The organism is Acinetobacter corruptisaponis, from assembly GCF_030053775.1.
Classification (GTDB): domain Bacteria; phylum Pseudomonadota; class Gammaproteobacteria; order Pseudomonadales; family Moraxellaceae; genus Acinetobacter; species Acinetobacter corruptisaponis.
Genome location: NZ_CP125671.1, coordinates 1 through 25,485 on the forward strand (window position 1 = coordinate 1; position 25,485 = coordinate 25,485).

21 protein-coding genes, 1 pseudogene and 2 other annotated features are annotated in these 25,485 nt (G+C 40.0%); of the genes and pseudogenes, 7 read left to right on the forward strand and 15 right to left on the reverse strand.

What is annotated here, in order from left to right:
• Positions 1–1,243, forward strand: a pseudogene (locus tag QLH32_RS19385) (IS3 family transposase).
• Positions 276–392, forward strand: a sequence feature (AL1L pseudoknot). Its footprint overlaps the pseudogene before it by 117 nt.
• A gap of 146 nt (positions 1,244–1,389) precedes the next feature.
• Here the strand turns inward: QLH32_RS19385 and cadR are convergent.
• On the reverse strand, positions 1,390–1,782 hold the full coding sequence (gene cadR, locus QLH32_RS19390) for a Cd(II)/Pb(II)-responsive transcriptional regulator (protein WP_057061774.1): 393 nt from the start codon (positions 1,780–1,782) through the stop codon (positions 1,390–1,392).
• Between the two features lie 90 nt (positions 1,783–1,872).
• Here cadR and QLH32_RS19395 point away from each other — a divergent pair, with 90 nt between their 5' ends.
• The 3 genes from QLH32_RS19395 to feoB are packed head-to-tail and all read left to right on the forward strand — an operon-like array spanning position 1,873 to position 5,244.
• Complete coding sequence (locus QLH32_RS19395; RefSeq protein WP_248603970.1) at positions 1,873–3,153, forward strand: cation efflux transmembrane domain-containing protein; 1,281 nt, start codon at positions 1,873–1,875, stop codon at positions 3,151–3,153.
• An 11-nt stretch (positions 3,154–3,164) separates the two neighbouring features.
• Complete coding sequence (locus tag QLH32_RS19400) at positions 3,165–3,425, forward strand: FeoA family protein (protein ID WP_004665962.1); 261 nt, start codon at positions 3,165–3,167, stop codon at positions 3,423–3,425.
• Positions 3,415–5,244 (forward strand): ferrous iron transporter B, encoded by a 1,830-nt coding sequence (gene feoB, locus QLH32_RS19405; protein WP_283269534.1) that lies wholly within the window; start codon positions 3,415–3,417, stop codon positions 5,242–5,244. The genes QLH32_RS19400 and feoB overlap by 11 nt, the downstream gene beginning before the upstream one ends.
• Before the next feature lie 123 nt (positions 5,245–5,367).
• Here the strand turns inward: feoB and QLH32_RS19410 are convergent, their stop codons facing one another.
• On the reverse strand, positions 5,368–6,210 hold the full coding sequence (locus QLH32_RS19410) for an arsenic resistance protein (RefSeq protein WP_283269554.1): 843 nt from the start codon (positions 6,208–6,210) through the stop codon (positions 5,368–5,370).
• 155 nt (positions 6,211–6,365) lie between these two features.
• On the opposite strand from QLH32_RS19410, the gene QLH32_RS19415 reads away from it, so the two are divergent.
• Positions 6,366–7,600, forward strand: a protein-coding gene (locus QLH32_RS19415; RefSeq protein WP_127820928.1) for an IS3 family transposase whose coding sequence is annotated in 2 segments (ribosomal slippage) — positions 6,366–6,642 and positions 6,642–7,600 — 1,236 coding nt in all. Because the reading frame shifts where the segments join, the coding sequence is not laid out codon by codon here.
• Positions 6,641–6,757, forward strand: a sequence feature (AL1L pseudoknot). Its footprint overlaps the gene before it by 117 nt.
• 192 nt (positions 7,601–7,792) lie before the next feature.
• Here the strand turns inward: QLH32_RS19415 and QLH32_RS19420 are convergent.
• The 8 genes from QLH32_RS19420 to QLH32_RS19455 form a co-directional block, all read right to left on the reverse strand.
• Positions 7,793–8,158 carry a copper-binding protein gene (locus QLH32_RS19420; RefSeq protein ID WP_058971422.1) on the reverse strand — a complete coding sequence of 122 codons (366 nt, stop codon included), beginning with the start codon at positions 8,156–8,158 and terminating at the stop codon, positions 7,793–7,795.
• Positions 8,159–8,191: 33 nt separating this feature from the next.
• On the reverse strand, positions 8,192–11,338 hold the full coding sequence (locus tag QLH32_RS19425; protein WP_283269538.1) for an efflux RND transporter permease subunit: 3,147 nt from the start codon (positions 11,336–11,338) through the stop codon (positions 8,192–8,194).
• Positions 11,339–11,351: 13 nt separating this feature from the next.
• Positions 11,352–12,851 (reverse strand): efflux RND transporter periplasmic adaptor subunit, encoded by a 1,500-nt coding sequence (locus tag QLH32_RS19430; protein WP_044738771.1) that lies wholly within the window; start codon positions 12,849–12,851, stop codon positions 11,352–11,354.
• Positions 12,851–14,155 (reverse strand): TolC family protein, encoded by a 1,305-nt coding sequence (locus tag QLH32_RS19435; RefSeq protein ID WP_283269539.1) that lies wholly within the window; start codon positions 14,153–14,155, stop codon positions 12,851–12,853. The genes QLH32_RS19430 and QLH32_RS19435 overlap by 1 nt, the downstream gene beginning before the upstream one ends.
• An 80-nt stretch (positions 14,156–14,235) precedes the next feature.
• Positions 14,236–14,697 (reverse strand): hypothetical protein, encoded by a 462-nt coding sequence (locus QLH32_RS19440; protein ID WP_283269540.1) that lies wholly within the window; start codon positions 14,695–14,697, stop codon positions 14,236–14,238.
• 45 nt (positions 14,698–14,742) lie between these two features.
• A complete protein-coding gene (locus QLH32_RS19445; protein WP_000557533.1) occupies positions 14,743–15,663 on the reverse strand; it encodes a copper resistance protein B in 921 nt (306 codons plus the stop codon).
• Positions 15,650–17,539 carry a copper resistance system multicopper oxidase gene (locus tag QLH32_RS19450; RefSeq protein WP_065388104.1) on the reverse strand — a complete coding sequence of 630 codons (1,890 nt, stop codon included), beginning with the start codon at positions 17,537–17,539 and terminating at the stop codon, positions 15,650–15,652. The genes QLH32_RS19445 and QLH32_RS19450 overlap by 14 nt, the downstream gene beginning before the upstream one ends.
• An 89-nt stretch (positions 17,540–17,628) precedes the next feature.
• Positions 17,629–17,925, reverse strand: coding sequence for a hypothetical protein (locus QLH32_RS19455; protein ID WP_005006338.1), 297 nt, complete (start codon positions 17,923–17,925; stop codon positions 17,629–17,631).
• Positions 17,926–18,073: 148 nt separating this feature from the next.
• Between QLH32_RS19455 and QLH32_RS19460 the strand changes: the two genes are divergently transcribed.
• Positions 18,074–18,754, forward strand: coding sequence for a heavy metal response regulator transcription factor (locus tag QLH32_RS19460; RefSeq protein WP_004679347.1), 681 nt, complete (start codon positions 18,074–18,076; stop codon positions 18,752–18,754).
• Positions 18,747–20,147: a heavy metal sensor histidine kinase gene (locus tag QLH32_RS19465; protein WP_279960756.1), complete on the forward strand. Its 1,401-nt coding sequence runs from the start codon at positions 18,747–18,749 to the stop codon at positions 20,145–20,147. Before QLH32_RS19460 ends, QLH32_RS19465 begins: the two co-directional genes overlap by 8 nt.
• A gap of 39 nt (positions 20,148–20,186) precedes the next feature.
• Here the strand turns inward: QLH32_RS19465 and QLH32_RS19470 are convergent, their stop codons facing one another.
• Genes QLH32_RS19470 through QLH32_RS19490 form a run of 5 tightly spaced genes read right to left on the reverse strand, consistent with a single transcriptional unit; the run spans position 20,187 to position 25,231 of the window.
• On the reverse strand, positions 20,187–21,470 hold the full coding sequence (locus tag QLH32_RS19470) for an MgtC/SapB family protein (protein WP_279960755.1): 1,284 nt from the start codon (positions 21,468–21,470) through the stop codon (positions 20,187–20,189).
• Complete coding sequence (locus QLH32_RS19475) at positions 21,467–23,842, reverse strand: heavy metal translocating P-type ATPase (protein WP_151788920.1); 2,376 nt, start codon at positions 23,840–23,842, stop codon at positions 21,467–21,469. Before QLH32_RS19475 ends, QLH32_RS19470 begins: the two co-directional genes overlap by 4 nt.
• Before the next feature lie 11 nt (positions 23,843–23,853).
• Positions 23,854–24,504, reverse strand: a complete 651-nt coding sequence (locus QLH32_RS19480) for a methyltransferase family protein (protein ID WP_004281871.1) — start codon at positions 24,502–24,504, stop codon at positions 23,854–23,856.
• Positions 24,505–24,524: 20 nt separating this feature from the next.
• Entirely contained in the window at positions 24,525–24,773 is a 249-nt protein-coding gene (locus tag QLH32_RS19485) for a DUF2933 domain-containing protein (RefSeq protein WP_004695740.1), read from the reverse strand.
• Positions 24,774–24,799: 26 nt separating this feature from the next.
• Positions 24,800–25,231 (reverse strand): hypothetical protein, encoded by a 432-nt coding sequence (locus tag QLH32_RS19490; RefSeq protein ID WP_279960753.1) that lies wholly within the window; start codon positions 25,229–25,231, stop codon positions 24,800–24,802.
• Positions 25,232–25,485: the final 254 nt, after the last annotated feature.

Genomic DNA, 25,485 nt, shown 5'->3' on the forward strand with positions numbered 1-25,485 from the left:
ATGACAAAATTAAAATATACCCCTGAAATCAGAGAAAGAGCGGTTCAATTATTGATTGAATCCGAGAAAGATTATCCTTCTACTTGGGCTGCAATCACAGCAATTGCGCCTAAGATTGGTTGTACTCCTGAAACACTTCGTGCTTGGCATCAAAAGCATTTAGATCAGCAAAATCCTATTAAAGTACAACAGATATCTGATCAAGAAAAAATGAAGCAAATGGAACGTGAAATTAAAGAATTAAAGCGTGCCAATGAAATTCTACGTAAAGCAGCCGCTTTTTTCGCCCAGGCGGAGCTCGACCGCCCACACAAATAATGGTGGATTTCATCCATAACAATAAAGACTTATATGGTGTTGATGCGATTTGTAGGATTTTACCGATCGCAGCTTCAACCTATTATCGAACTTTAGATCTCGCTGACAATCCAGAACATCGAGCGAAACGAGCGAAACGAGATCTACATGATGAGCATCATGCTGAACAAATTAAACGAATTTGGAAAGAAAGTTCAGGTCGATATGGTGTGCGTAAGGTCTGGCAACAATTGAAACGTGAAGGTTATGTTATCGCCCGTTGTACTGTTGCTCGATTAATGAAAAAGCTAGGTATACAAGGTGTTTGGCGTGGTAAGAACAAACAAACTACCCGCAGCCGAGATGATCAAAAACGAGCAGATGATTTAGTGAAACGGAATTTTAGTGCTGATCGACCTGACCCTTGCGAAGCAGTGCTTCTCAGGTCAGTGACTTTACGTATATTCAAACCAATTATGGCTGGGTCTACACCGCCTTTATTATTGATGTGTTCTCGCGAGCAATTGTTGGATGGAAAGTATCAACACGGATGAATACAGATATGGTACTTGATGCACTGGAGCAAGCATTGCATGATCGAGGTATGCCAAAGCATGTAATTCATCATTCAGACAGAGGTGTGCAATACCTCTCTATTCGCTACACCAATCGTCTAGAAGCAGCAAATTTACGAGCGTCAGTCGGCACGACTGGTGATTCGTATGATAATGCTTTGGCTGAAACGGTAAATGGTTTATACAAAACAGAGGTGATTGAATATTTAAAAGCAGATTGGCAAGGTTTAGCAGATGTACAACTTGCGACACTCAACTGGGTAGATTGGTTCAATAAAAAGCGTGTACACAGTGCACTGGGTTATGTATCGCCTTTTGAGTTTGAAGCAATGTACTATGATAAGATTAACCCGTTAGGTCAGGTGGCCTAACTTAAATAAAAAAGTCTCCGACAAACCCGGTACGGTTCAGTCCAGATCTATCAAAGATCTGATCACAGAATTTGAGTAACCTTAAACTTTTTGCAGCCTTAAGTAAAGATATACAGAATTTTTGAAAAAAGCATAGGTCTAGATAATCAAGCTAGATTTTTTAGAACTCCACATTGGTCAATTGTACATAAGCCATCACAAGTACCTCTTAAATCAGATAATTGTTCAATAAGCTTTTGTTGCTTGATTATATTTTCTCTGATAGCACTGACATGTAAGTCAATTAATTCATTCACATCTGAACAATTTTTCTTGGGATTATCTTTATAGGTGAGTAATTGACGAATTTCATTCAAACTCATATTTAAAGTTCGGCAATTCAAAATAAACTTAATTCGCTCAACATAGCCTATATCGTAAAGGCGGTAATTTCCTTCCGTTCTTTCCGGTTCCGGAATTAAACCTTCCTTTTCATAAAACCTAAGCGTTAAGACTGGGCATGAGGTTTTTTTAGAGAGTTCACCAATTTTTAAATGCATTGAGCTGATATTTCCAAAAAATCTTGACTCTATAGTAACTATAGGGATTCTAATATTCAAAGTTTATAAATTTTTTTAATGGGTATAACTATGAGTGGCTGTGGATGTAGTAAAGAAACACCATGCGAAGATAAGAAATCTCAACAAGAAAATCATCCATCAATTGCAGAAGCAAGCAATTCAAAGAATTGTGATAATACGCCTAGCTGTTGTGGTGAAGAGGAAGAAGAAAAATCTTCATCTCCTTGCTGTAACACTTCAAACAGTTGTGAAGATACCGCTCAATCCTGTTGTGGTTCTGATCCCAAAGAAAATTTAAGCACTGAAAACGTTTTAAAAGATTCGCACTACATGAGTGAATACTTAGTTCCCAAAATGGATTGTTCTGCGGAAGAACAGATGGTTCGTATGGCGCTATCTTCAATTGATGGTGTTCAAAAACTCATCTTTGATTTACCTAACCGGTCTTTAAAGGTTCTACATAATCAAAAAGATGAAAATATAACCACCAAACTTGAAGCTTTGGGTTTTGGTGCAAAGCTTGTGAAGACTGAAACTTATATAAGCAATCAACAGGCTAAGCAAACAAGTACCTACACCATTCCTAAAATGGATTGCTCTGCTGAAGAGCAAATGGTCCGTATGGCTCTTGCAGATATTGAAGCAGTTAAAGGTCTTACTTTTGATCTTCCCAATCGAAAACTGAAAGTCTTCCATAATGAAGGGATTCAGCAAATTACGGCTAAACTCGAAGGACTGGGTTTTGGGGCGAAACTTGATGAAACACAGCTTTCTTCAGGCGATATACCTAATGAACCTGATCCTGTGAGACAAGCTAAAGTACTTAAACTGTTATTAGGTATTAATGCTCTACTTTTCTTTATAGAATTCATCAGCGGTATTATTGCTGCGTCTACAGGATTGATTGCTGATTCTCTAGATATGTTTGCCGATGCAGCCGTTTATGGTATTGCGCTATATGCCGTCGGAAAAGCTGCGAAATATCAAATAAAAGCAGCCCATTTCGCAGGTTGGATTCAGTTATTACTTGCTGTTATCGTGATTGTTGATGTCATTAGACGATTCATGTTTGGAAGCGAGCCAGAATCAACGCTCATGATTGTTATTGGCCTGCTCGCACTTATAGCTAACGTGACATGCTTATATCTTATTTCTGGTCATCGAGAAGATGGCGCACATATGAAAGCCAGTTGGATTTTCTCGGCGAATGACGTTGTCGTAAATATGGGCGTTATATTTGCCGGTGTACTCGTGGCGTGGACGGGATCAGCTTACCCAGACTTAATCATTGGCATCCTGGTTTCTTTATTCGTGCTTAATGGTGCTCGAAAGATTTTGGCTTTGAAGTAAGAGTATCGAAAATGAATCTATTTCAAGTTAAACAAAATCAGATCGTCAAAATTAGAGATCTCAAAAAAGGTAATCAATACAGTCATACCACTGATCCCGTATTGGAACGGCTCCAACTATTAGGTTTTAGAGAGGGTGAAACTCTACAAGTACTCGCTAAAGGTGTTTTTGGCGGAGATCCTGTTTTAGTTCAAATTGAAACTTCAAGATTCGCATTAAGAAAGAATGAAGCTGAAAGAATTTTTGTAGAGTTAGTATCCAATGAAGATTAAGAACATTGCATTAGTCGGTAATCCAAATTGCGGAAAAACCTCTTTATTTAATACGCTTACTGGTACGCGACAAAAAGTTGCCAACTATGCTGGAGTTACCGTAGAAAGAAAAGAAGGTTCTTTTAGATTACCTTCTGGTGATGCAGTACGAGTATTGGACTTACCCGGAACTTACAGTTTAAAACCTAGTAGTTTAGATGAAGAAGTCACCAGGGCAGTTTGTTTGGGCGAGCTAAAAGGTGAAATTCTCCCCGACATTTTTATATGCGTCGTAGATGCCACAAATTTAAGCTTACATTTGAGCTTGGTTCTCGAAGTTCGTGCTTTAAATCGCCCTATGATTCTTGTATTAAATATGATGGATGAGGTCAAAAAGCGTGGTATTTCCATTGATAAGGATAAACTGTCTCAACTGTTAGGTATCCCTGTAGTTGAAGCTGTCGCAGTTAAAACAAAAGGAATTCAAGATTTAATTAATCAATTAGATCAAAAAAATCTTTTTATTACTCCTTATCATTCTGAATTAAGTCATTTTGAACAGGTCAAACAAATCACCAAACAAGTTATTTTAAATAATGACAATGGTGATAAAAGAACCGCATTTCTAGATAAAATTTTTCTACATCCTGTATTAGGTTTAGTAATCTTAACTTTAACCATGTTTGTGATGTTCCAAGCGGTATTTATATGGGCAACACCTTTTATAGAATTCATTGAAAATTTTATCGTATGGCTCAGTGATTTTATTGGACCACTAATCCAACATCCTCTATTAAAAAGCTTGGTAGTCGATGGGGTAATTGCTGGCACAGGTAGCGTGCTTGCATATATGCCTCAGATTTTGATTTTATTCTTCTTCATTTTAATGCTTGAAGAGTCAGGCTATTTACCCCGAGCAGCATTTCTTTTAGATAAATTAATGTCTAAAGCCGGGCTTAGCGGCCGTTCATTTATTCCTCTGCTATCCAGTTTTGCTTGTGCGATTCCCGGAATTATGGCAACCAGAAGTATCAGCTCTGAACGGGACCGATTAGCAACAATTATGATTGCACCCTTGATGACCTGTTCAGCAAGATTGCCCGTATATGCTTTATTGATCGCGGCATTTATTCCGAACCAATTAATCTACGGCTGGTTAAGTCTGCAAGGAGTAGTCCTTTTTGGTCTTTATATGTCGGGAATAGTCTCAGCGTTATTAGTTTCACTCTTTCTGAAGTTGGTTCGAAAAGATAAAACTGAAAGTATTTTTATTTTTGAGCTTCCCACATACCGAATTCCAGATATTAGAAATATTGCATTAGGCTTATATGATAGGGCAACTATTTTCTTAAAACGAGTTGGTGGCATTATCGTCGCACTGTCTATCTTGTTATGGGTGCTAGTCACGTTCCCTCAACCACCAGATAATGCAAGCATGCCGGCCATTAACTATAGTTTAGCTGGTCAGTTAGGACATTTAATTCATCCTATATTTGCGCCTATTGGGTTTACATGGGAAATATGTATTGCACTCATTCCTGCTATGGCAGCAAGGGAAGTTGTAATTGCTGCTCTTGGGGTGATTTATGCGATGTCAGGTGATGAAGATACAGTAACTCAAAGTCTGTTAAGTCAAATTTCAGGCCCGGATGGATGGGGGTTAGCCACAGGTTTATCATTATTGGTATGGTTTATTTTTGCTCCACATTGTCTTGCCACGTTAGCAACAATTAGACGAGAAACAGGTAGCTGGAAACAGCCTGTCGTTATGGCAACTTATTTGTTTGCATTAGCCTACATCTTTTCATTCATCACATATCAAGTTGCGAGTAAGTTTTAATTAGCAAATGAATAAAAGAGGGGGGGGAGCTAGCTCCCCCCCCCTTTATTAAATTACTCGATGTAAGCGTGGGCTTCTGAATACTTTTATCTAACTATAACAACTACTTAAATGTTTAAATCTCTAGGTTTTGAATAGTCGAGGTATCAGACGAATATAGATTGGTAAAAAGCATAGTTCAACGATAGTCTGAGTCAAGATTACAGTAGGAATTATGGGCATACTTCCCGGAATTGCAAAAGCTAATGGAAGAATAACAAATGAATTTCTATATGATGCTGAAAAGGACACAGCACTAGCAGAGCCAGATTCTAATCGAAAAATACGAGCAATTATCCAACCCACGAATGGAGCAATAATGGCAAAAGAAATATAAATTGGTAAAGCTTGAAGAGCTGCACTTTTTGCAAGCCCAATTTGAGGCATAACTGATGCTAGGACGATAAACAAAACTAGGGCTGTGGCAGGTACAGGAAATAAGTTTAGGCTTTCAGCCACTTTTTCTGCTTGTTCATTTCTATTCCCAATGAACTGAACTATAGCTGCCATTGCTAAGGGTGCAACAATGAACCATACAAACGCATGGACAAAAGGACCAATTTCAACAAGCTGAGCTACCTCTTCTCCGAGGAGTACACCAAGATAAATTGGTAATAAGATCATTTGGATAAGCAATAATACAGGTGTCATCGCAAGTAATAATCTTGCATTACCTTTCCCAACATGGGTGAAAGTAATCACATAATCAATACACGGTGCTAGTAGAACAAAAAGTACAGCTAAACGAATAAGTGGGTTTTCAGGTAAAAATTGTATTAGACCTGCCGTAATTAAAGGTAAGGCAATAAAGTTAGTAATAAGTAATGCAGAAATAAAACGTAAATTTTTTAATGCCTTGCCAATTTCTGCAATAGGTACTTGTAAAAAAGTAGCAAATAACATTAATGCCAGTGCAGGGTTAATCAAACTTTCTAAAATCGTCGCTCCACTGATGGTTAATCCAAAAATAACTCCGATAAAGATGGTACAGAAGTAGATGAACCGTACCGGGTTTGTCGGAGAGTCAATATTCTGAGATGAGAAGCATTGCTTCGCAAGACGTAGCGAAGCGTAGTGTCCCGATGACAAAATTAAAATATACCCCTGAAATCAGAGAAAGAGCGGTTCAATTATTGATTGAATCTGAAAAAGATTATCCTTCTACTTGGGCTGCAATCACAGCAATTGCGCCTAAGATTGGTTGTACTCCTGAAACACTTCGTGCCTGGCATCAAAAGCATTTAGATCAGCAAAATCCTATTAAAGTACAACAGATATCTGATCAAGAAAAAATGAAGCAAATGGAACGTGAAATTAAAGAATTAAAGCGTGCCAATGAAATTCTACGTAAAGCAGCCGCTTTTTTCGCCCAGGCGGAGCTCGACCGCCCACACAAATAATGGTGGATTTTATCCATAATAATAAAGAGCTGTACGGAGTCGAGGCGATTTGTAGAATTTTACCGATCGCACCCTCAACCTATTACCGGACTCTAGATCTCTGCGATGAGAAGCATTGCTTCGCAAGGGAACATCGAGCAAAGCGAGATTTACATGACTTGCATCATGCTGAGGAGATTAAACGAATTTGGAAGGAAAGTTCAGGTCGATATGGTGTACGTAAAGTCTGGCAAAAACTGAAACGTGAAGGCTATATTATTGCACGCTGTACTGTTGCTCGATTAATGAAAAAGCTAGGTATACAAGGTGTTTGGCGAGGTAAGAACAAACAAACCACCCGTAGCCGAGATGACCAAAAACGAGCAGATGATTTAGTGAAACGTAATTTTAGTGCTGATCGACCTGACCAATTATGGGTCAGTGACTTTACGTATATTCAAACTCATTCAGGCTGGGTTTATACTGCATTTATTATTGATGTGTTCTCACGAGCAATTGTTGGATGGAAAGTATCTACACGGATGAATACAGATATGGTACTCGATGCACTTGAGCAAGCATTGCACGATCGAGGCATGCCAAAGAATGTGATTCATCATTCCGATAGAGGTGTTCAATATCTTTCTATTCGCTATACCAATCGTTTAGAAGCTGCAAATTTACGAGCATCAGTCGGTACAACTGGTGATTCATACGATAATGCTTTGGCTGAAACGGTGAATGGCTTATACAAAACAGAGGTGATTGAATATCTAAAAGCAGATTGGCAAGGTTTAGCGGATGTACAACTTGCGACACTAAATTGGGTAGATTGGTTCAATAAAGAGCGTGTACATAGTGCACTAGGTTATGTATCACCTTTTGATTTTGAAGCAATGTACTATGATAAGATTAACCCGTTAGGTCAGGTGGCCTAACTTAAATAAAAAACTCTCCGACAAACCCGGTACGGTTCAAATGCTTTCTTGCCTTACAGTGGAATTGATAAAATAAAATTCAAGAATTGAACTATATAAACTGGAATTTTTAAAGCGATCTTATTTAACTTCTATAAAAATGCCAATAGCGTCTAAAGGATATAGCACTACTGGCATCATATACTAAGGCTGTTATAGATTTTTAGCCTTCACAGTGATGACTATATAATTTTCTCCTTCTGCTTTTAATTCAAAGTCAACTTTGTCTCCTACGGTTAAACCACTTAATAAAACCGGGTCAGCGACTTTAAAGCCCATAGTCATTGCAGGCCATTTAAGTGCAGGAATTGCTTCATGGTCGAGTGTTAAAATATTTTCTTTCGTATCAATAGCAGTAATCACGCCAACGGCTTGAGCCGTTGTAGCGGTAGAAGACTCCTTATTCATCTGCTCCATAGGTGCGTCTGCTTTCTTCTGCTCTGATGCTTCATTTTTACTACATGCGCTTAATGCAGCAATAGTGGTAACAAGAGCAATAATTTTTATAAACTTCAACATAATAAAACCTCTTTAGACGAAATAATAAAACTATCAATTCTTTGATAGTTTTCTTTTGATTAAAAGCTGATATGCCGCAGGGATAACAAACATAGATAAGAGAGGGGCTGAAATCATGCCCCCAACCATAGGTAAAGCAATACGACTCATTAATTCAGAACCTGTTCCAGTCCCCAACAGAATAGGGATTAACCCCGCCAAAATGACAGCGACTGTCATTGCTTTAGGGCGAACACGTAGCACGGCCCCTGTATGAATTGCCTCATTGAGTTGTTGCTCTGTTAAGGATGCCGTTGAAGAAGATAGGCTTTGCTGTGCATGCTCAATTGCTTGCTTTAAATAGAACAACATGACTACACCAAACTCTGCGGCAACACCAGCAAGTGCAATAAAACCAACAGCAATCGCAACCGAAAAGTGATAATCACTCAAGTACATAGCCCAAATACCACCAATCAACGCAAAAGGTAGTGTTGCCATAATCAGAACAGCATCTTGTACTTGCCTAAAAATCAAATAGAGCAATAGAAAAATGATCATCAAAGTAATTGGAATAACAACTTTTAAGCGAGCATTCGCACGCTCCATGAACTCAAACTGTCCTGAATAGCTAATGCTCATGGCAGAAGAACGTTTTACTTTTTGGTCTATGGCCTGCTTCAAACCTTGTACAACCGAAGCTAAGTCACGTCCTTGTACATCGACATAGACCCAACCACTTGGACGGGCATTCTCACTTTTAAGCATTGGCGGCCCATCTGTAATTTGAATATTAGCAACACTACTCAAGACTATTTGTTGACCAGATTCTGTTAGAATCGGTAAATTTCTTAAGGCTTCCAGTGAATCTCGAATCTCTCGTGGGTAACGTACATTAATGGGATACCGTGCCAAGCCTTCAACAGTTTCACCAATATTTTCCCCGCCAATCGCTGATGAGACGATTTGCTGTACATCTTTAATATTGAGACCATATCGCGCAGCCTGCATACGGTTAATATCGACATCAACATATCGACCACCTGTGAGCCGTTCAGCTAAAGCTGAACTAACACCGGGCACCTGTTTAGCCACTTGTTCAATTTGCTGTGCTACCCGATCAATATCTTGCAGATCATTTGCTGAAATCTTAATCCCGATTGGACTTTTCACCCCAGTTGCCAACATATCAATCCGGTTACGGATAGGTGGCACCCAAATGTTTGTTAAACCCGGTACTTGGACTGCCTTATCTAGTTCTTTTATCAATTTGTCAGGTGTCATACCTGAACGCCATTCAGACCGTGGTTTGAACTGAATCGTGGTTTCAAACATTTCTAATGGTGCAGAATCTGTGGCTGACTCAGCGCGACCAGCTTTACCGAATACTGTTGCAACTTCAGGAACGGTTTTAATCATTCGATCAGTCTGTTGGAGTAGCTCAGAAGCTTTTGCTGCGGACAATCCCGGTAAAGCTGAAGGCATATACAGTAAATCACCTTCATCCATATTGGGTAGAAACTCCCCACCTAACCGTGTTAAAGGGAAAAGACTAATAAGGAAAATTAGCAATGCACCAAGTAAAATTGTCTTTGGATGAGCTAAAACCTTATCCAACATAGGGCTGTATATTTTGATCAGAAAACGGTTCAGTGGATTACGCTGTTCAGAAGGTAATTTCCCTCGAATCCAATAACCCATTAAAACGGGAATCAAGGTAATAGATAAACCTGCTGCTGCTGCCATTGCATAGGTTTTAGTAAATGCCAGTGGTGAGAACAAGCGACCTTCTTGTGCCTGTAAAGTAAAAATAGGAATGAAGGATAAGGTAATGATGAGTAGACAGAAAAATAAAGTTGGCCCGACCTCACTGGCAGAACGTGTAATGATGTTCCAACGGACTTGTGCTTCCAAGACTTGCTCAGGATGTTCGTGTTGCCAAGTTTCGATATGCTTATGTGCATTTTCAACCATTACAATTGCAGCATCAACCATAGCGCCAATCGCGATAGCAATACCACCCAACGACATGATATTGGCATTTAGCCCTTGATAATGCATCACCAAGAAAGCAGATAAAATCCCAAGCGGCAAAGAAACAATAGCCACCATTGCTGAACGTAAATGCCAGAGGAATAGTCCACAGACTAAAGCCACCACAATGAACTCTTCAATTAATTTATGGCTGAGATTTTCTACTGCTCTATCAATCAATTGACTGCGATCATATACAGGAACAACTTGTACACCTTTCGGTAGACTTTGTTGTAATTCAGCTAGCTTCGCTTTCACAGCAGTAATCGTTTCACGTGCATTTTTACCTGCTCGTAAAATCACGACACCCCCAACCGTTTCACCTTGTCCATTCAGCTCAGTGATACCACGACGCATTTCCGGTCCGAGTTGAATTGTTGCAACATCACCTAAAGAAACAGGAACACCCAAACTATTTGTTCGTAGTGGAATCTGGCGAAAATCATCTAAAGTTTTTAAATAACCAGAAGCTCGTACCATATATTCAGTTTCAGCCATTTCAAGGACTGAACCACCAGTTTCCTGATTAGCCTTTTGAATCGCTTCAATGACATTGTTTTGTGTAACACCTAAAGCCGCCATTTTGCTTGGGTCTAAGACAACCTGATATTGCTTCACCATTCCCCCAATCGTGGCAACTTCAGCCACATTGGGTAATGTCTTTAGTTCATACTTTAAAAACCAGTCTTGTATGCTTCTCAGTTGTGCAAGGTCATGTTGTCCTGTTGGATCAACTAACGCATATTCATAAACCCAGCCAACGCCTGTGGCATCTGGCCCTAATGAAGATTTCGCATTTGCAGGAATTCTTCCCTGAATCTGATTTAGATATTCCAATACACGCGAACGGGCCCAATAAAGATCGGTATGTTCATCAAAAATGACATATACAAATGAATCACCAAAAAAAGAATAACCGCGAACAGTTTTAACACCGGGCACCGATAACATGGTTGTTGTTAAAGGATAGGTCACCTGATTTTCAACAATTTGTGGTGCCTGACCGGGAAAATTAGTTCGGACAATCACTTGTACATCAGACAAATCTGGCAAAGCATCAACCGGTGTATTCTTTACAGCCCAAGTTCCCCAAGCTGCCAAAACTAAAGCTGCCAACAAAACAAATATGCGATTCGCAATTGAAAAACGAATAATACGAGCGATCATAATAGTTCTCCCGTTAGTTCTTCAAAGATGCCATAGACATCTTGGAAATGTCAGAAATAACGTAAGCATCTCCAACTTTTGTAAAACTAAAGTTGACCTGGTCACCTTGCTGAATTCGGGTAAATGGTTGTACGGGCTGTTTAAAGCTCATGGTCATAGCACCCCAGCCCAACTCAGGAATAGCTTGGTGTGAAATGGTAATATCTTGATTTGTGACTTTTTCAACTTTACCAAGACCTTGATATGTTGACCTCTTAATCGTTTGAGATGATGCAATTGGTTGCCCAGTGTTGAGCTTATCCAATACGCCTTGCAAATTTGCTTCAGAATCAATCAGAAATTGTCCTGAAATCACTACTCTCTGACCAGCTTTCAACCCTTGCAGGACTGCAATTTTATTGCCATCACTTTGCCCTAACTGTACAACAACTGGTTCAAAACGTCCTTGCTCACGCCCTACAATGACAACATTCCGAGTACCTGTCCGTATAACAGCTTGCTCTGGTACAACCAAACTGCTTTGGGGATTATTTATTATATTGACAGAAGCAAACATCCCTGGCTTAAGTTGACCACTAGGATTTGATAATTCAATACGAACTTTAATAGTTCTTGATGTTGTATCTAAGGTAGGCAAAATGTCGATAACTTTGCCAGTTACTTTTTGAGAAAAAGCAGCAAAATTGGCTTCTACACTCATACCTCGTTTGATTCCAGCAATTTGTTTTTCAGGAACGGCTGCCTCTAGCCAAATCGGGTTGATACCTTTAATTGTGGCCAAGGTTTGTCCCATAGCCAAAGCCATACCATTGCGGACTTCTAGTGAATCAATAAATCCACTAATGGGAGCTTGCAAAGTTATATTAGATTGCACTCGACGAGTTCGCTCAACTTGATGAATCACATTTTGTGGTATTCCTAAAAGCTGCAAACGTTGACGGCTTGCTTGAATAAGGGAACGATCTCCAGTACGGAGCACAGCTAAAAATTCAGTTTGCTCTCCAGTCCATTCGGGTATTGAAATATCAGCTATAGGGCTTCCTTCGGTCACCATATCTCCAACAGCATGCCCATACACTCGCTGAACAAAGCCACTTGCTCTAGTTTGTAAAATAGCTGTTTGCCGTTCATTTGCTTGTAATATGCCATTAGTAAACATGGCATTTCCAATTACAGCCTGTTCAACAGTGCCGTAACGGATGGCTAAATTTTGTTGAAGAGATGGATCTATTTTGACTGTAGGACGACTTTCATCCGTCATCGCAGTATTTTCGTCTGCATATTTAGGTACCAGTTGCATGTCCATAAATGGAGACTTACCTGGCTTATCAAAATGCTGTTCAGGCTTCATTGGGTCGTACCAATACAACACTTTGGCATCCTGTTGCTGACCCGCTAAAGTAGATTGAGGATTGTCTTTCTGATGTGCTATCCAATATCCAGCACCACCACCTGCAACCAAACTAATTGTGGCAACTCCTATGACAGTCACTGCCAATTTATTTCTTAACATTATGGCTGCTCCTCAACATAGTTTAAGGTTGGTTCTTCAAAGGCAAAATAAAGTTGGGCTTTAGTCACAGCCTGTTGTTGTTGGAGATCAATGAGACGCAAACGTTGTTCTAAAAGAGATTGTCGGGCAGTAATAACATCAGACAAATTGCTTTTACCAGCTTGGTAGCTTGCCAACTGTAAACCCACTTTTTGTTTAGCGAGTGGAATACTTATTTGCATTGCACGTCTAATTTGCTGATCAAGCGCATCAAGATCAGATAACCCATCATCCAGCATGGTGAGATGTTCACGGTATTGAACTTCTTGATCGGCAATGATCCGGTTTTGTTCGGCTAAAGCTGCCTGAACGAGCGGCCCACTACGTCTTTTTGAAAATACTGGAAGCTCTGTTGTGAGTTGAACCCCGATCATATCGCCAAATTCGCGTGCTCGATGCTGATAAGCAAGCTCAATCCCCCAATCTGGTTTCTGTAAAGCCTGAGCTTGCTTCAGTTTTGCTTCAGCAGTTTTCTTTTCTGCCTGAAATGCTTTTAATTCAGGATGTTGATGCAAATGATGATATAACTTTGATGAATCAAGATGGATGGATGGAGCTTGGTTAGGTAAGGTTTCAATTTGAGTAAGGTTTTCGGTAGGCTCTGCACTGATCAAGCGATGCAACTCTAGCTTGGCTTTATTTAAATCACGAAGCAAATCATCCTTCTGGTCAAGCAATACCGTGGCTTCTTGTTTTGGATCAAGTGCATCAGCAACCATTGTCCGACCAGAGGTGACCTGTGTTTGGGTCATCTGAGAAAGTAATCGATTCTCTGAAAACAGTTCATCGTATAGCGCCAATTTACGCTCAAGATAAAAACGTTTAAACCAAGCAGATGCAACTTTTTGACGTAACTCAATACGTAGAATCTCAGTTTGAGCAGTGACTGAACCCAATTCAGCTTTTGCTAACTCGACCTCGGCTTGTCTTTTGGCGCGGTTTGGAAAATCTTGCATAACGCCAATTTTCTGCATGGTCATGCCATCTTGTGTGACTGACCATGACGCATCACCAGATATAGGATAATTCTCCAAACCGACAAATAATTTAGGGTTGGGTAAAATACCTGAAGCTAAAACTACATTCTCAGCCCCTTCAATTTGGGCACTATTTACTCTTAAAGTTGGAGCATATTGCTCAGCAAGCTTCAAAGCTGTATCCAAAGTCAGTGGCTGGGCATAGACTTGACCATAGACTAGAGAAAAACAGATCACACCTATCGGCCATCTCACCCTGCGAGATAGCTTTTCTTTATAAAATTTCATATTTTTAGCTCTAAAATGATATACACGCGCACGCGCAGAACATCCATAAAAAATGCTATGAATGACGATGAATCATCAAATTAGTTAGAGCGTGGGGGTTTCCAGAGAACTGAAGGAAAAGGAGCAGGAAGGTTTTGATCCAGAGAATAAAAAGCCGATCGCTCTATAGGAGGGAACACCTTTGCGTACAGAAATTCTTGTGGAGAAGGGGTATACGCAATCTTGGCAAAAGACATAATGCACTCCTGCTCAGACATACAGGATGGATCATGTAAAGATTTTTTGGCCTTTGTCTCTATTTTCATACAATCAGTGTGCATTGTATCCTGATTTTGAGATGCTTCCATTGGTATAGGTTGCATCTGTTCAGATGGCATTAAACACCGCTTATGTACAGACGAAGCAGCAGCAGCCGATCCTACTAAAAGGATAGCAAACGATAAAAACAGCGATAGGCATGTCTTTAACCACTGCATAGGTTTAGACCCAAATTTAAGCTTTTTTAGTTTCGCAGATTCGAAATTAAATAGCAATAATTTCATGAATGATAGCCAAAGCTATCATTCATGATACTAATTCATATCACCTTAAAAAACTAATTCGATACCTGCACCATATTTCCAACCTTTCTCAGACTCAGTAGCTTCTTGCATAGAGGTAGCTTTTTGTCCTTTTTCATATTGATAAGCCACATCAATAAAAGGCCTGATTCTTTTAGTTATCTCATACCGCGTTTTAATACCAGTTTTTAATTCTGATAAACCTGATTTTGCAGCATAGTTAGAATCATCACTAAATACAGCATCTACTTCTAGGTAAGGTTGGGTAATCAATTTCTGGGTTAACAAGAAATCACGTTCGACTTCAAAACTTGCCCCCCAGAAGTTATTTTCCCCACCATATAAATAAGCTTGGGTTTCAAAGAAATAAGGAGCTAGCCCTAATACCCCAATAACACCATCAACTCGATCGCTGTTGCTGTTATTTTTATCTTCACTGTATCTCACCCCAGCTTGTAAATCCCAAAAAGGTGCTACATTGCGGCTATAAAGTGCTGACACATCATATTTGGGGTCATGGCTTTCTGACTTATCCAAATTCGCTTCAATAAATAGGCGATTTTCATCTGTACCTATTAAAGTTTCAATTTTTGAACCTAAGGCACCTTTACCATCTTCATCCACAGCCCATTCATTCTCAAACTTTGTTGTTTGAAAAATTTGTCCACCATGTTCTTTAAGATGCTTATCATGATTCTGACCATTGGGAATTACAGTTTCAAACCCTGTACTATTATCTCCATCATTACCAGAAGTTGTTTTTTGATAAGTATTCCTTTCAGCATAACCTAACCCACCTGGTTCTTTTAACAGCACTCTCATACTTTCTGATTGAGAGCTATTTACTAGATTTCCGGTAGATGGATCATTGGCAAAGGCAACACTTGTTAATCCTAACAAGGCTAAAGATACAAGTGTTTTAGAATAGAGTTTTTTAGTGGTGTGCATGTTGATTTACCCCCTTATCATTATTAATAGGTTGAGCAACAACATCTTTTGAATCAGAACTATTGCTATCGACATTTGCAACAATAAGCTTATTCATCATCCCAGCAGACATGTGATAGAGCAAATGACAATGGATAGCCCATTCACCTAACTCATCTGCCGTTAATAAGGTTGTAACTGTTTTACCTGGTGGGACAATTACAGTATGTTTATTTGGCATATTACTAGCATCCTGGCCATTTTCTAGTTGCATAAACATGCCATGTAAGTGCATTGGATGAGCCATCATACTGTCGTTCACAAATTTCAAGCGTATACGTTCACCATACTTCACCACTAGTGGGTCGGCTTCATTAAATTTTTTACCATTTATTGTCCAAATATAACGCTCCATGTTTCCACCAAGACGGATCTCTATTTCACGTTCAGCTGCACGAGTGTCTTTTTGAGGATCTAACGATTGCAAATCACTATATTGCAATGCTTTATTACCTTCAGGTGTTGAAGCATTTGCCCATCCAAATACGGTATTATCATTCTTGTCTGAAGCCGCCTTAACAGTAGCGCTATTCATCGGCATATCATGATTCATACCTTTCATAGAAGACATATCGTGATTCATGCCTTTCATAGAAGACATATCATGATTCATATCTTTCATTGAAGACATATCATGATCCATACCTTTCATAGAAGACATATCGTGATTCATGCCTTTCATAGAAGACATATCATGATCCATACCTTTCATAGAAGACATATCGTGATTCATGCCTTTCATAGAAGACATATCATGATTCATTCCCATATCTTCCATAGTCAATAAAGAACGAGGACGAGGCTTAGGCATCTCAATTTGTTTTACAGGTGAGGTATTTTCATCATGTAAGGTTCCAACCGAAAATCCAGTACGATCAATAGATTCAGCTTCGATTTGATAATGGGCTTGTTTCGGTTCAACAATGACATCATAAGTTTCAGCAGTACCTATACGGAACTCATCTACAGGAACAGGTTTTACAGGTTGACCATCGGCACTTACCACTGTCATTTTTAAATTTGGAATTCGTACATCAAAAAATGACATTGCAGAAGCATTAATAAATCGAAGGCGAACTTTTTCTCCAGCTTTAAAATTACCGGTCCAGTTTTGCTGAGGTGTTTTGCCATTCATTAAAAATGTATAGCCTGTGACATCAGACATATCTGTTTTCAACATCCGCATCTGATTCCACATAGAGCGGTCTTGCCAAGTTGCCTTTAATCCATCACGTTTAACTTGTTTCATGACATCAAATACCGTTTCTCGACGGTTCTGATAGTAATCTGCTTCTTTTTTAAGATTCTTTGTGATTTGATCACTTGTTGAATTATGAAAATCAGAAAGCAAAACCACATAATCTCTATCAGTTTTTTCAGCAGCTGTTAGTGGAGTTTTATCTTTAGGATAAATAACAAAAGCACCATATAAACCGTCTTGTTCTTGTCCTTTACTATGTGAATGATACCAATAAGTACCATTTTGGCGGACTTTAAACTTATATTCATAAGTTTTATTAGGGGCAATGCCATTAAATTTGTTAAATCCAGGTACACCATCCATAATTCCAGGTAATAATAAGCCATGCCAATGGATTGAAGAGTCCTGATTTTTTAACTTATTGTGAACACGGATAACGGCCTCATCACCTTCTTCAAATTCAAGAAGTGGTGCAACGAATTTACCATTTACAGTAATTCTCTCAACTGGTTTTCCTGTGATATTTACAGTTTGTTCAGCGATTGTTAAATCATATTCTTTAACTGCCGCCATTACCCAAGTTGATGAAAATAAACCAACTCCAATTAAGAGTATATGACTTAACTTTTTTGACATTCTATCTCACCTTTAGAAAGGTCAAGATTGAAGTAATAAAGCAAATATTTAGTATAAACTTTAATACTTCTTTCTCGCTATTTATAAAATTATTTATTGCTACCAGGCATATTCATCTTTGAATGATCCATTTTAGAATGGTCCATATTCATCATAGAATGATCCATTTTTGACATGTCAGATGAGTTAGGAGACTGATGTTGACTATGATCTTGCTGAGTCTTGTCATCTTTTTCCATTTTACAAGGTTTTGTACAAGGTTCCTGTGCTTTTACCGTTTTAGTGGCACTTGAGGTTGATACATCTTTTGCCCAAGATTGAGTACCAGCAATTAAAGTTCCAGCACACATTAAAATTGTTAGACTACGACGCACTACAGTTTTCATAAGTTTCTCTAAAAGTTAATTTCTTGCTACTACAATAAAGTGAAGCACTGAACATCTAAGTGACTTGAAAATGACATTTTTGTAATCTATCTCGATCAGATGTTTTATAACGTTATTATAGTTTTAATGAATAACTTAGGATTCTGAGATGAGAATACTATTAGTTGAAGATGAACAAAAAACTGGTGATTATCTCAAGCAAGGTTTATCCGAAGCTGGCTATATTACGGACTGGGTTACAGATGGGTTAACGGGTAAACATCAAGCTCTTTCTGAAGAGTATGACTTAATTATTTTAGACGTGATGTTACCTGGACTAAATGGTTGGAATATTATCAATGATATTCGTAGCAGCGGTAAAACAATGCCCATTCTTTTTCTTACCGCCCGAGATCAAATCGAAGATCGAGTAAAAGGATTAGAGCTAGGCGCTGATGATTATTTAGTTAAGCCTTTTGCTTTTGCAGAGCTTCTAGCTCGAATAAAAACGCTCCTTAGACGAGGGCAACAAAGAGAAGATAATAATATTATTAAGATTGCTGATTTAGAACTTGATTTGAGAAAACGTCGGGTAACACGAGCAGGTCAACGCATTGATCTGACGGCTAAAGAATTTGCGCTTATGGAGCTTTTTATGCGTAGAAGAGGTGAAATTCTACCAAGAGCACTTATTGCATCTCAAATTTGGGATATGAACTTTGATAGTGATACAAATGTAGTTGAAGTCGCTATTAAACGATTAAGAAATAAAGTAGATAGTAATTTTACCCCTAAGTTAATTCAGAATATTCGAGGAATGGGGTATGTATTAGAGGTAGAAGATGAATAATAAATTATTCAAATCTATCAGTTTTCGTATTGGTATTATTTTCTCATTATCGACTATATGCATTCTCATTATGATGGGGTTTTTCATCCATAAATTAGTGATGCATCATTTTGAAACGCAAGATCGTACCCAATTAGAAGGTAAAATCCAGCTTATTCAGAATCTTCTCCAACAGCATCCTAAAAATTCTCCAGAACTTGATCTATATTTGAAAGATGCTTTAGTTGGACACCATGATCTTATGGTCCAAATAGAACGACCGGCAGGTCAGATTTTATTTAGTTCAGCATCTTCAATCATTAATACTCAACAGTTAATCAAGTCAGCAAATAACCCTTGGATTAAATGGAAAATTAAGAATAAGACCTATCGTGGCATGATCTACAACACGGATATAAACAAAAATACTGAAATACAATCTGTACGCATTATTGTGGGGATCGATACATCTGAACATCTACATTTTTTAAATGATTTTAAGCGTCAACTTTTTTACATTGGTTTAGCCGGTACGATTTGTTTAATGTTTTTAGGCTGGTTTGCAACCTGGAGAGGTTTAAGACCCGTGCAAAAAATGGCTAAGGTCGCAGAAGGCATTTCTGCCCAACATCTTTCAGAACGTTTAGAAGTTGAGCACACACCAACAGAACTAAAATCATTAGCAATTGCCTTCAATGATATGCTCGACAGACTAGAATCAGCTTTAGAAAGGCTTTCCGATTTTTCATCTGATTTAGCGCATGAAATTAGAACACCGATTAATAACTTAATGACTCAAACTCAAGTATGTCTTGCCCGTAAACGAGATACCAGTACCTATCAAGAAGTACTATTTTCTAATTTAGAAGAATTAGAACGTTTGACTCGAATGGTATCCGATATGCTTTTCTTGGCAAAAGCAGAACATGGCCTAAAATTACAGAACTTACAGAATATTGACCTGGTTAAAGAAGTTACAGCCTTATTTGATTTCTATGATGCGCTAGCTGCCGAAAAAAATATGACGCTTCAACAAACAGGATCTGGAAATGTCAAAGGTGATCCTGCTATGTTACGTCGAGCACTCAGCAATCTATTATCTAATGCAGTTAAATATGGAAATAAGAATTCTACAATACGCATAAAACTTCAACAGAATTTAGATAACACAATATTTTCAATTGAAAATGAAGGCCCTGAAATCTCTCCTGAACAACTATCCAGGTTATTTGATCGATTTTATCGAACAGATGCATCTAGACAAAGAACAGAAGAAGGAACCGGCTTAGGGCTCGCGATAACAAAATCTATTCTTGATATGCTTGGGGCGACCATCCAGGCTGAATCCCTCAATGGTCGAATCATTTTTACCATTGTTTTTCAAAGTGAATCCATGCAAGGGGAATCATTTTAACTCATTTTTTTGAACATCTTCCATTTACCCGAGTTGACCTTACATAAAGTTCAAACTGAGAGCCAGAGCTACGCCAGCACCTATCATGGCAATTGTGTAGCCAAATATGATAGCTCGGCCAAACTGTGCCCCCCCTGTCATCCATGCAATTGTCGCTTTGCTTAACATGTTGCTCAGTGTGGCCAGCCCTAGCGCGACAGCAGCCACATTTGTTGTTAAGCCTTCAGTACTATGCAGGCGGGCAAGTGAGACTAAAATAGCATCTACGTCTGCTAGCCCAGAAATAGTCGATAATACGAAGATGCCGCTGGTGCCCAACCATTGTTTTGCTGCCGGGACCAAGACTGCCATGACAGCCAGGAAAGCAGCGAAGCTGAATGCTGTCCCAAGATCAAAAGGAGCCATTGCTTCTATTGTTCGATCGTTGTTTTCAGCGCTGGTAATTTGGCGTTGTCTCCACAATGCCATACCCAGCAGAAGGATTCCCGCAATCATCATTGCACCACCAAAAGTGCTTAGCAATGCTGGCTCAATGACGCCTATCAGCACAACCATACGAAAAAACATGATGCCACAGGCAGCCAATGTTCCAGAAATAGCAGCACTGACCATGACGGGGTGCTGGCGTGTATAGCGTGCCAGTGCGACAGTTGCAGCTGTAGAAGATGCCAAACCACCCAATAGACCTGTCCAGAGTATGCCTCTTTCTGAACCGGTGAGCCGCATGGCAAAATGACCTGCCAGAGAGAGTCCGGCAATCAGGATCACTGCCCACCATAACTGGTAAGGATTTAATGCAGCAAAAGGTCCCAGACCCGTATTGGGTAAGTAGGGTAATATAACGACAGAAAGTACCAGCAACTGCAGGGATGCGGTTAATTCACGATGCTCTATCAAGCGTAGCCAACCGTGTAAGGTTGGCTTGAGATCCAAAAATACAGCGACGATTACAGCCGCGGTTAATGCTAAAGTAACATTACCATGGGATGCATATGCACCTAAAACTAATGTCAACAGCATCGCGATCGTCGTGGTAGCGCTTAAATTACCGGAAATTTTTGCGGTACGCGCGTAGGATACCGTAAGTAAAAGGGAAAGCCCTAATACGGCTGCGACTAGTGGCCAAGGCCCAAAGTTTGGCTGTAAATGACCGAGCACTCCTCCGAGTAATCCTGTCAATGTGAAGGTACGTAGGCCTGCTACTCGGCTGCCTTCTGGCAGTTCACGATCATTCCATCCTCGTTCTAAACCAATGAGCAGGCCGATGGCAAGTGCTGCAATAAGACCTGGTACATCTGGTGGAAGAAAAGAACTCTCTATCATAACTTTTTATTTCGCAGGCGAAGGGCATTGGTGATGACTGAAGCTGAACTCAAACTCATAGCCAAGGCGGCAATCATCGGTGACAACAACCAACCGGTAAATGGATATAGTACGCCAGCCGCGATAGGGATACCCAAAGCATTGTAAAGGAAAGCAAACATGAGGTTCTGTTTCATGTTGCCAACAGTAGCTTCCGAAAGTGAACGGGCAACAGCAATCCCTCGTAAATCTCCCTTGACCAGCGTAACTTGGGCACTATTCATTGCAACATCAGTCCCGGTTCCCATAGCGATACCGACATCAGCTTTAGCCAAGGCTGGTGCATCATTGATGCCATCACCAGCCATAGCCACGATGCGACCTTCCTTCTGCAATTTGCTGACCAGTTCTAGTTTATCTGCGGGTTTGACTTCGCCATGTACCTCATCAATGCCTAGACGTGCTGCGACTGAACGGGCAGTGGTGAGACCATCTCCTGTTGCCATCACGATACGTAGACCCGCTTCCTTCAGGGTGGCAAGTGCTTCTGGGGTATTTTTTTTGATGGGATCGGATACTGCAAGCAGACCGGCCAATTCACCATTGATGGCTAGATGCATCACACTTGCACCTTCCGAACGCAGCTCTTCGGCTTGCGGAATCAGAGATTGTACCGAGATACCCAATTGCTCCATCAGTGCTGTGTTGCCCAAAGCTAACTGACGATCGCCCACTTGACCTCGAACACCAATCCCTGAGCCCGATTCAAAATTATCTGGTGTTTCAAGAGACAGGCCACGTTCGTGTGCTGCGTTTACAATCGCTTCGGCTAGCGGGTGTTCACTGCCTTGATCAAGACTGGCGGCTAAACGTAATACTTCAGATTCATCGAAACCTGATGCGGCAACCACACGATCGAATACAGGGCGTCCTTCAGTTAACGTACCTGTTTTATCGATGATTAGTGTGTCAATCTTGCGTAGATTCTCAATGGCTGCTGCATCACGGAACAGCACACCATGAGTAGCACCTTGACCCGTCGCAACCATGATAGACATTGGAGTTGCCAAGCCTAGTGCACAAGGACAGGCAATAATGAGTACTGCCACAGCATTGATTAATGCATAAACCCAGCTTGATTCTTCTGGGCCGAATAGTCCCCATCCAAAGAAGGTAAGCAAGGCAATGGTCACTACAGCCATGACGAACCAACCTGCTACCTGATCAGCCATACGTTGCATTGGTGCTCTCGATCGTTGAGCTTGCGCCACCATCTGTACGATCTGGGATAACATGGTACTTGAACCAATTTTCTCTGAACGCATGATTAGGGAACCATTGGTATTCAGGGTAGCACCAATGACTTTATCACCGATGCGTTTAGTGATCGGTAAAGGTTCACCTGTCAGCATCGATTCATCCACTGAACTACTTCCTTCAGTGATTACACCATCCACAGGCACTTTTTCACCTGGGCGAATTCTGAGTAAATCTCCTACATGGACATGCGTTAGAGGAACATCTTCTTCAGTTCCATCAGGCAGGATTCGGCGAGCTGTTTTAGGAGCGAGCCCAAGGAGTGACTTAATTGCAGCAGAAGTTTGCGAACGTGCTTTTAACTCCAATATTTGTCCCAGTAGGGTCAATGAAATGATGACCGCTGAAGCTTCAAAGTAAACAGCGACACGACCCATGGAAATAAATGAGTCTGGGAAGATTTGCGGTGCAATGGTTGCGACCACACTATAAATAAATGCAGCTCCAGTGCCCAAACCAATCAGCGTCCACATGTTCGGGCTGCGATTCACAACCGATTGCCAACCCCGGGAAAAAAATGGCCAACCTGCCCAAAGTACAATTGGGAGTGACAACACCAGTTCAATCCAGCTCTGAACAGCCATATTGAACAGGTTCATTTGATGACCAAACATCGCCAAAAAAGTCACGATGATGGTCAATGGCAGTGTCCACCAGAAGCGTCGGCGGAAATCACGTAACTCCGGATTCTCATCTTCCTCTAATTCAGGAATGAGTGGCTCTAGTGTCATTCCGCATTTAGGACAGTTTCCAGGATGATCTTGCCTGATTTCTGGATGCATTGGGCATGTATAGATGGTCGTACCTGTTGTGCTTGCCGCATTAACGTGTTGAACAGTCTGATGATGCTGTGTATGTGCATCGGCAGTCGTCGTTGCGGGTTTAGCGATATATTGCACCGGGCTGCTATGAAACTTTGATTGACATTTATCACTGCAAAAAAAGTAAGTTTTCCCCTTAAATTCCTCATGGTATTTCGATTCTTCAGTGACGGTCATACCACAGACTGGGTCTTTCAGTACGTCTGTTGTAGCCTGTGCCATATGGTCCTGGTTATGATTTTTTTGATCTGACATAAATAATTCTCTTATGGTAAAGTGGTTTTATGGCCGAATTTTGGAATAAATCTCGGAGTCTGTTGAGCATAGCTGTCATAGACAGCGCCAAACTGTTTACTCATTTCAGCCTCTTCCTTAATTGCCAAGCGGCTGTACATTAAGAGTAGGATTGGAAACATAATCAGTGTCAGTAAAGTTGGCCATTGCAATAAAAAACCCAGCAAGATCATCACAAAAGCCACGTATTGTGGGTGACGTATACGTGCATAAGGGCCTGTGATCGCTAAAGAATGCTGACGTTGCGCGTTGTACAGCACGTGCCATGACGTTGATAACAGGTAAAATCCATAGCCCAAGAAAACGTAACTGGCGATATGCAAAATGCCAAAATGTGGATCACCTTTTTCACCTAATAGCGTTGACCACAAGTGACCTGCATTATGAGAAAGTAAGTCAAGTTGAGGGAAGCGAGTTTGAAGCCAACCAGATAACAGGTAAATGGTTAAAGGAAAACCATACATTTCGACAAATAGAGCAATGATAAAAGCCGAAAAGGCCCCAAATGTACGCCAATCGCGCGCAGTGGAAGGTCTAAAAAAACTGAAAGCGAACATGATAAAAACTGCTGAGTTAATGATAACCAGCGTCCATAAACCATAAGCCGATTCCGCATGATTCATGATGGATCTCCTGATAAGAGCTATTTTTTGTTATCAGATATATCGGATTTTTTTTGCTGCGAGTGGTTATGCCCATGACCACCATGCATAAAAATATGCATCAGTGGACACGCTAAAAGGAATAAATAAGGCAAAGCACCGATAACGTGGGCTAAATGTTCCGTTAATAGAAAATAAGCTGCGATACCACCCAGCACGATTAGACCAATGGCATAACGTGTAGACCAAAAGTTAGGTACTGAATTATTTTCTTGGTGTTGGTGATTCATGGTGCTTTCCCCTAATTCATGGGTAACTATTTAGTTGCTGACGGAGGCATACAGTCCATCATCATCTGCATCATGGATTGCATCATGTCCATACGTTTTTCCATCATCTGCTGACGGTCAGCCATATTTGCATTCATGCTTTGGCTGCCCATCTGTTTCATCATACTCATACCTCGTTGCATGAGTTTCATGTGCTCAGCCATAAGTTTCTGACGTTCTTGTGGGGTTTTTGCAGCCATCATCTTCTCATGCATGGCTTGCATCGCCTTCATGTGTTGATCCATTGCAGCCATTTTATCTGTAGCAGTGGTGCTGGTAACTGTTTGCTTAATTGTTACTGCAGATGGTGTTGTTTTTTCAGGGTGGTGATCTTTGTGTTCATCGGATTGCTGTGCAAATGTATTCAATGACGCGGCTGCGATACATAAGCCCAAAAAAATGTTTTTGAATTTCATCATAATTTTTTCCTTTAAATAATTTGGAAGTAAAAGCTATGTTTTAGTACTGAACAGAGTCTAGGAATTTGACTACTAAACTGATGAAATTTTTGGTTATTCTCTGTCTCTCTTAAAAATTTTAGCACTATTAATTAATTATTTTTAAAAATGACAAAAATGTAATTTTGAGATCTTCTCGAAATATATAGTCTATGCTGAGATGACAAAAATTTTATTTAATAGATCTCTTGCATAAATCAAAAAACGATCAATTT

Coding starts and splice junctions, on each gene's coding strand:
- cadR (WP_057061774.1), bottom strand. CDS start 1,782: ATGCATTTAAAAATTGGTGAACTCTCTAAAAAAACCTCATGCCCAGTC.
- QLH32_RS19395 (WP_248603970.1), top strand. CDS start 1,873: ATGAGTGGCTGTGGATGTAGTAAAGAAACACCATGCGAAGATAAGAAA.
- QLH32_RS19400 (WP_004665962.1), top strand. CDS start 3,165: ATGAATCTATTTCAAGTTAAACAAAATCAGATCGTCAAAATTAGAGAT.
- feoB (WP_283269534.1), top strand. CDS start 3,415: ATGAAGATTAAGAACATTGCATTAGTCGGTAATCCAAATTGCGGAAAA.
- QLH32_RS19420 (WP_058971422.1), bottom strand. CDS start 8,158: ATGTTGAAGTTTATAAAAATTATTGCTCTTGTTACCACTATTGCTGCA.
- QLH32_RS19425 (WP_283269538.1), bottom strand. CDS start 11,338: ATGATCGCTCGTATTATTCGTTTTTCAATTGCGAATCGCATATTTGTT.
- QLH32_RS19430 (WP_044738771.1), bottom strand. CDS start 12,851: ATGTTAAGAAATAAATTGGCAGTGACTGTCATAGGAGTTGCCACAATT.
- QLH32_RS19435 (WP_283269539.1), bottom strand. CDS start 14,155: ATGAAATTTTATAAAGAAAAGCTATCTCGCAGGGTGAGATGGCCGATA.
- QLH32_RS19440 (WP_283269540.1), bottom strand. CDS start 14,697: ATGAAATTATTGCTATTTAATTTCGAATCTGCGAAACTAAAAAAGCTT.
- QLH32_RS19445 (WP_000557533.1), bottom strand. CDS start 15,663: ATGCACACCACTAAAAAACTCTATTCTAAAACACTTGTATCTTTAGCC.
- QLH32_RS19450 (WP_065388104.1), bottom strand. CDS start 17,539: ATGTCAAAAAAGTTAAGTCATATACTCTTAATTGGAGTTGGTTTATTT.
- QLH32_RS19455 (WP_005006338.1), bottom strand. CDS start 17,925: ATGAAAACTGTAGTGCGTCGTAGTCTAACAATTTTAATGTGTGCTGGA.
- QLH32_RS19460 (WP_004679347.1), top strand. CDS start 18,074: ATGAGAATACTATTAGTTGAAGATGAACAAAAAACTGGTGATTATCTC.
- QLH32_RS19465 (WP_279960756.1), top strand. CDS start 18,747: ATGAATAATAAATTATTCAAATCTATCAGTTTTCGTATTGGTATTATT.
- QLH32_RS19470 (WP_279960755.1), bottom strand. CDS start 21,470: ATGATAGAGAGTTCTTTTCTTCCACCAGATGTACCAGGTCTTATTGCA.
- QLH32_RS19475 (WP_151788920.1), bottom strand. CDS start 23,842: ATGTCAGATCAAAAAAATCATAACCAGGACCATATGGCACAGGCTACA.
- QLH32_RS19480 (WP_004281871.1), bottom strand. CDS start 24,504: ATGAATCATGCGGAATCGGCTTATGGTTTATGGACGCTGGTTATCATT.
- QLH32_RS19485 (WP_004695740.1), bottom strand. CDS start 24,773: ATGAATCACCAACACCAAGAAAATAATTCAGTACCTAACTTTTGGTCT.
- QLH32_RS19490 (WP_279960753.1), bottom strand. CDS start 25,231: ATGATGAAATTCAAAAACATTTTTTTGGGCTTATGTATCGCAGCCGCG.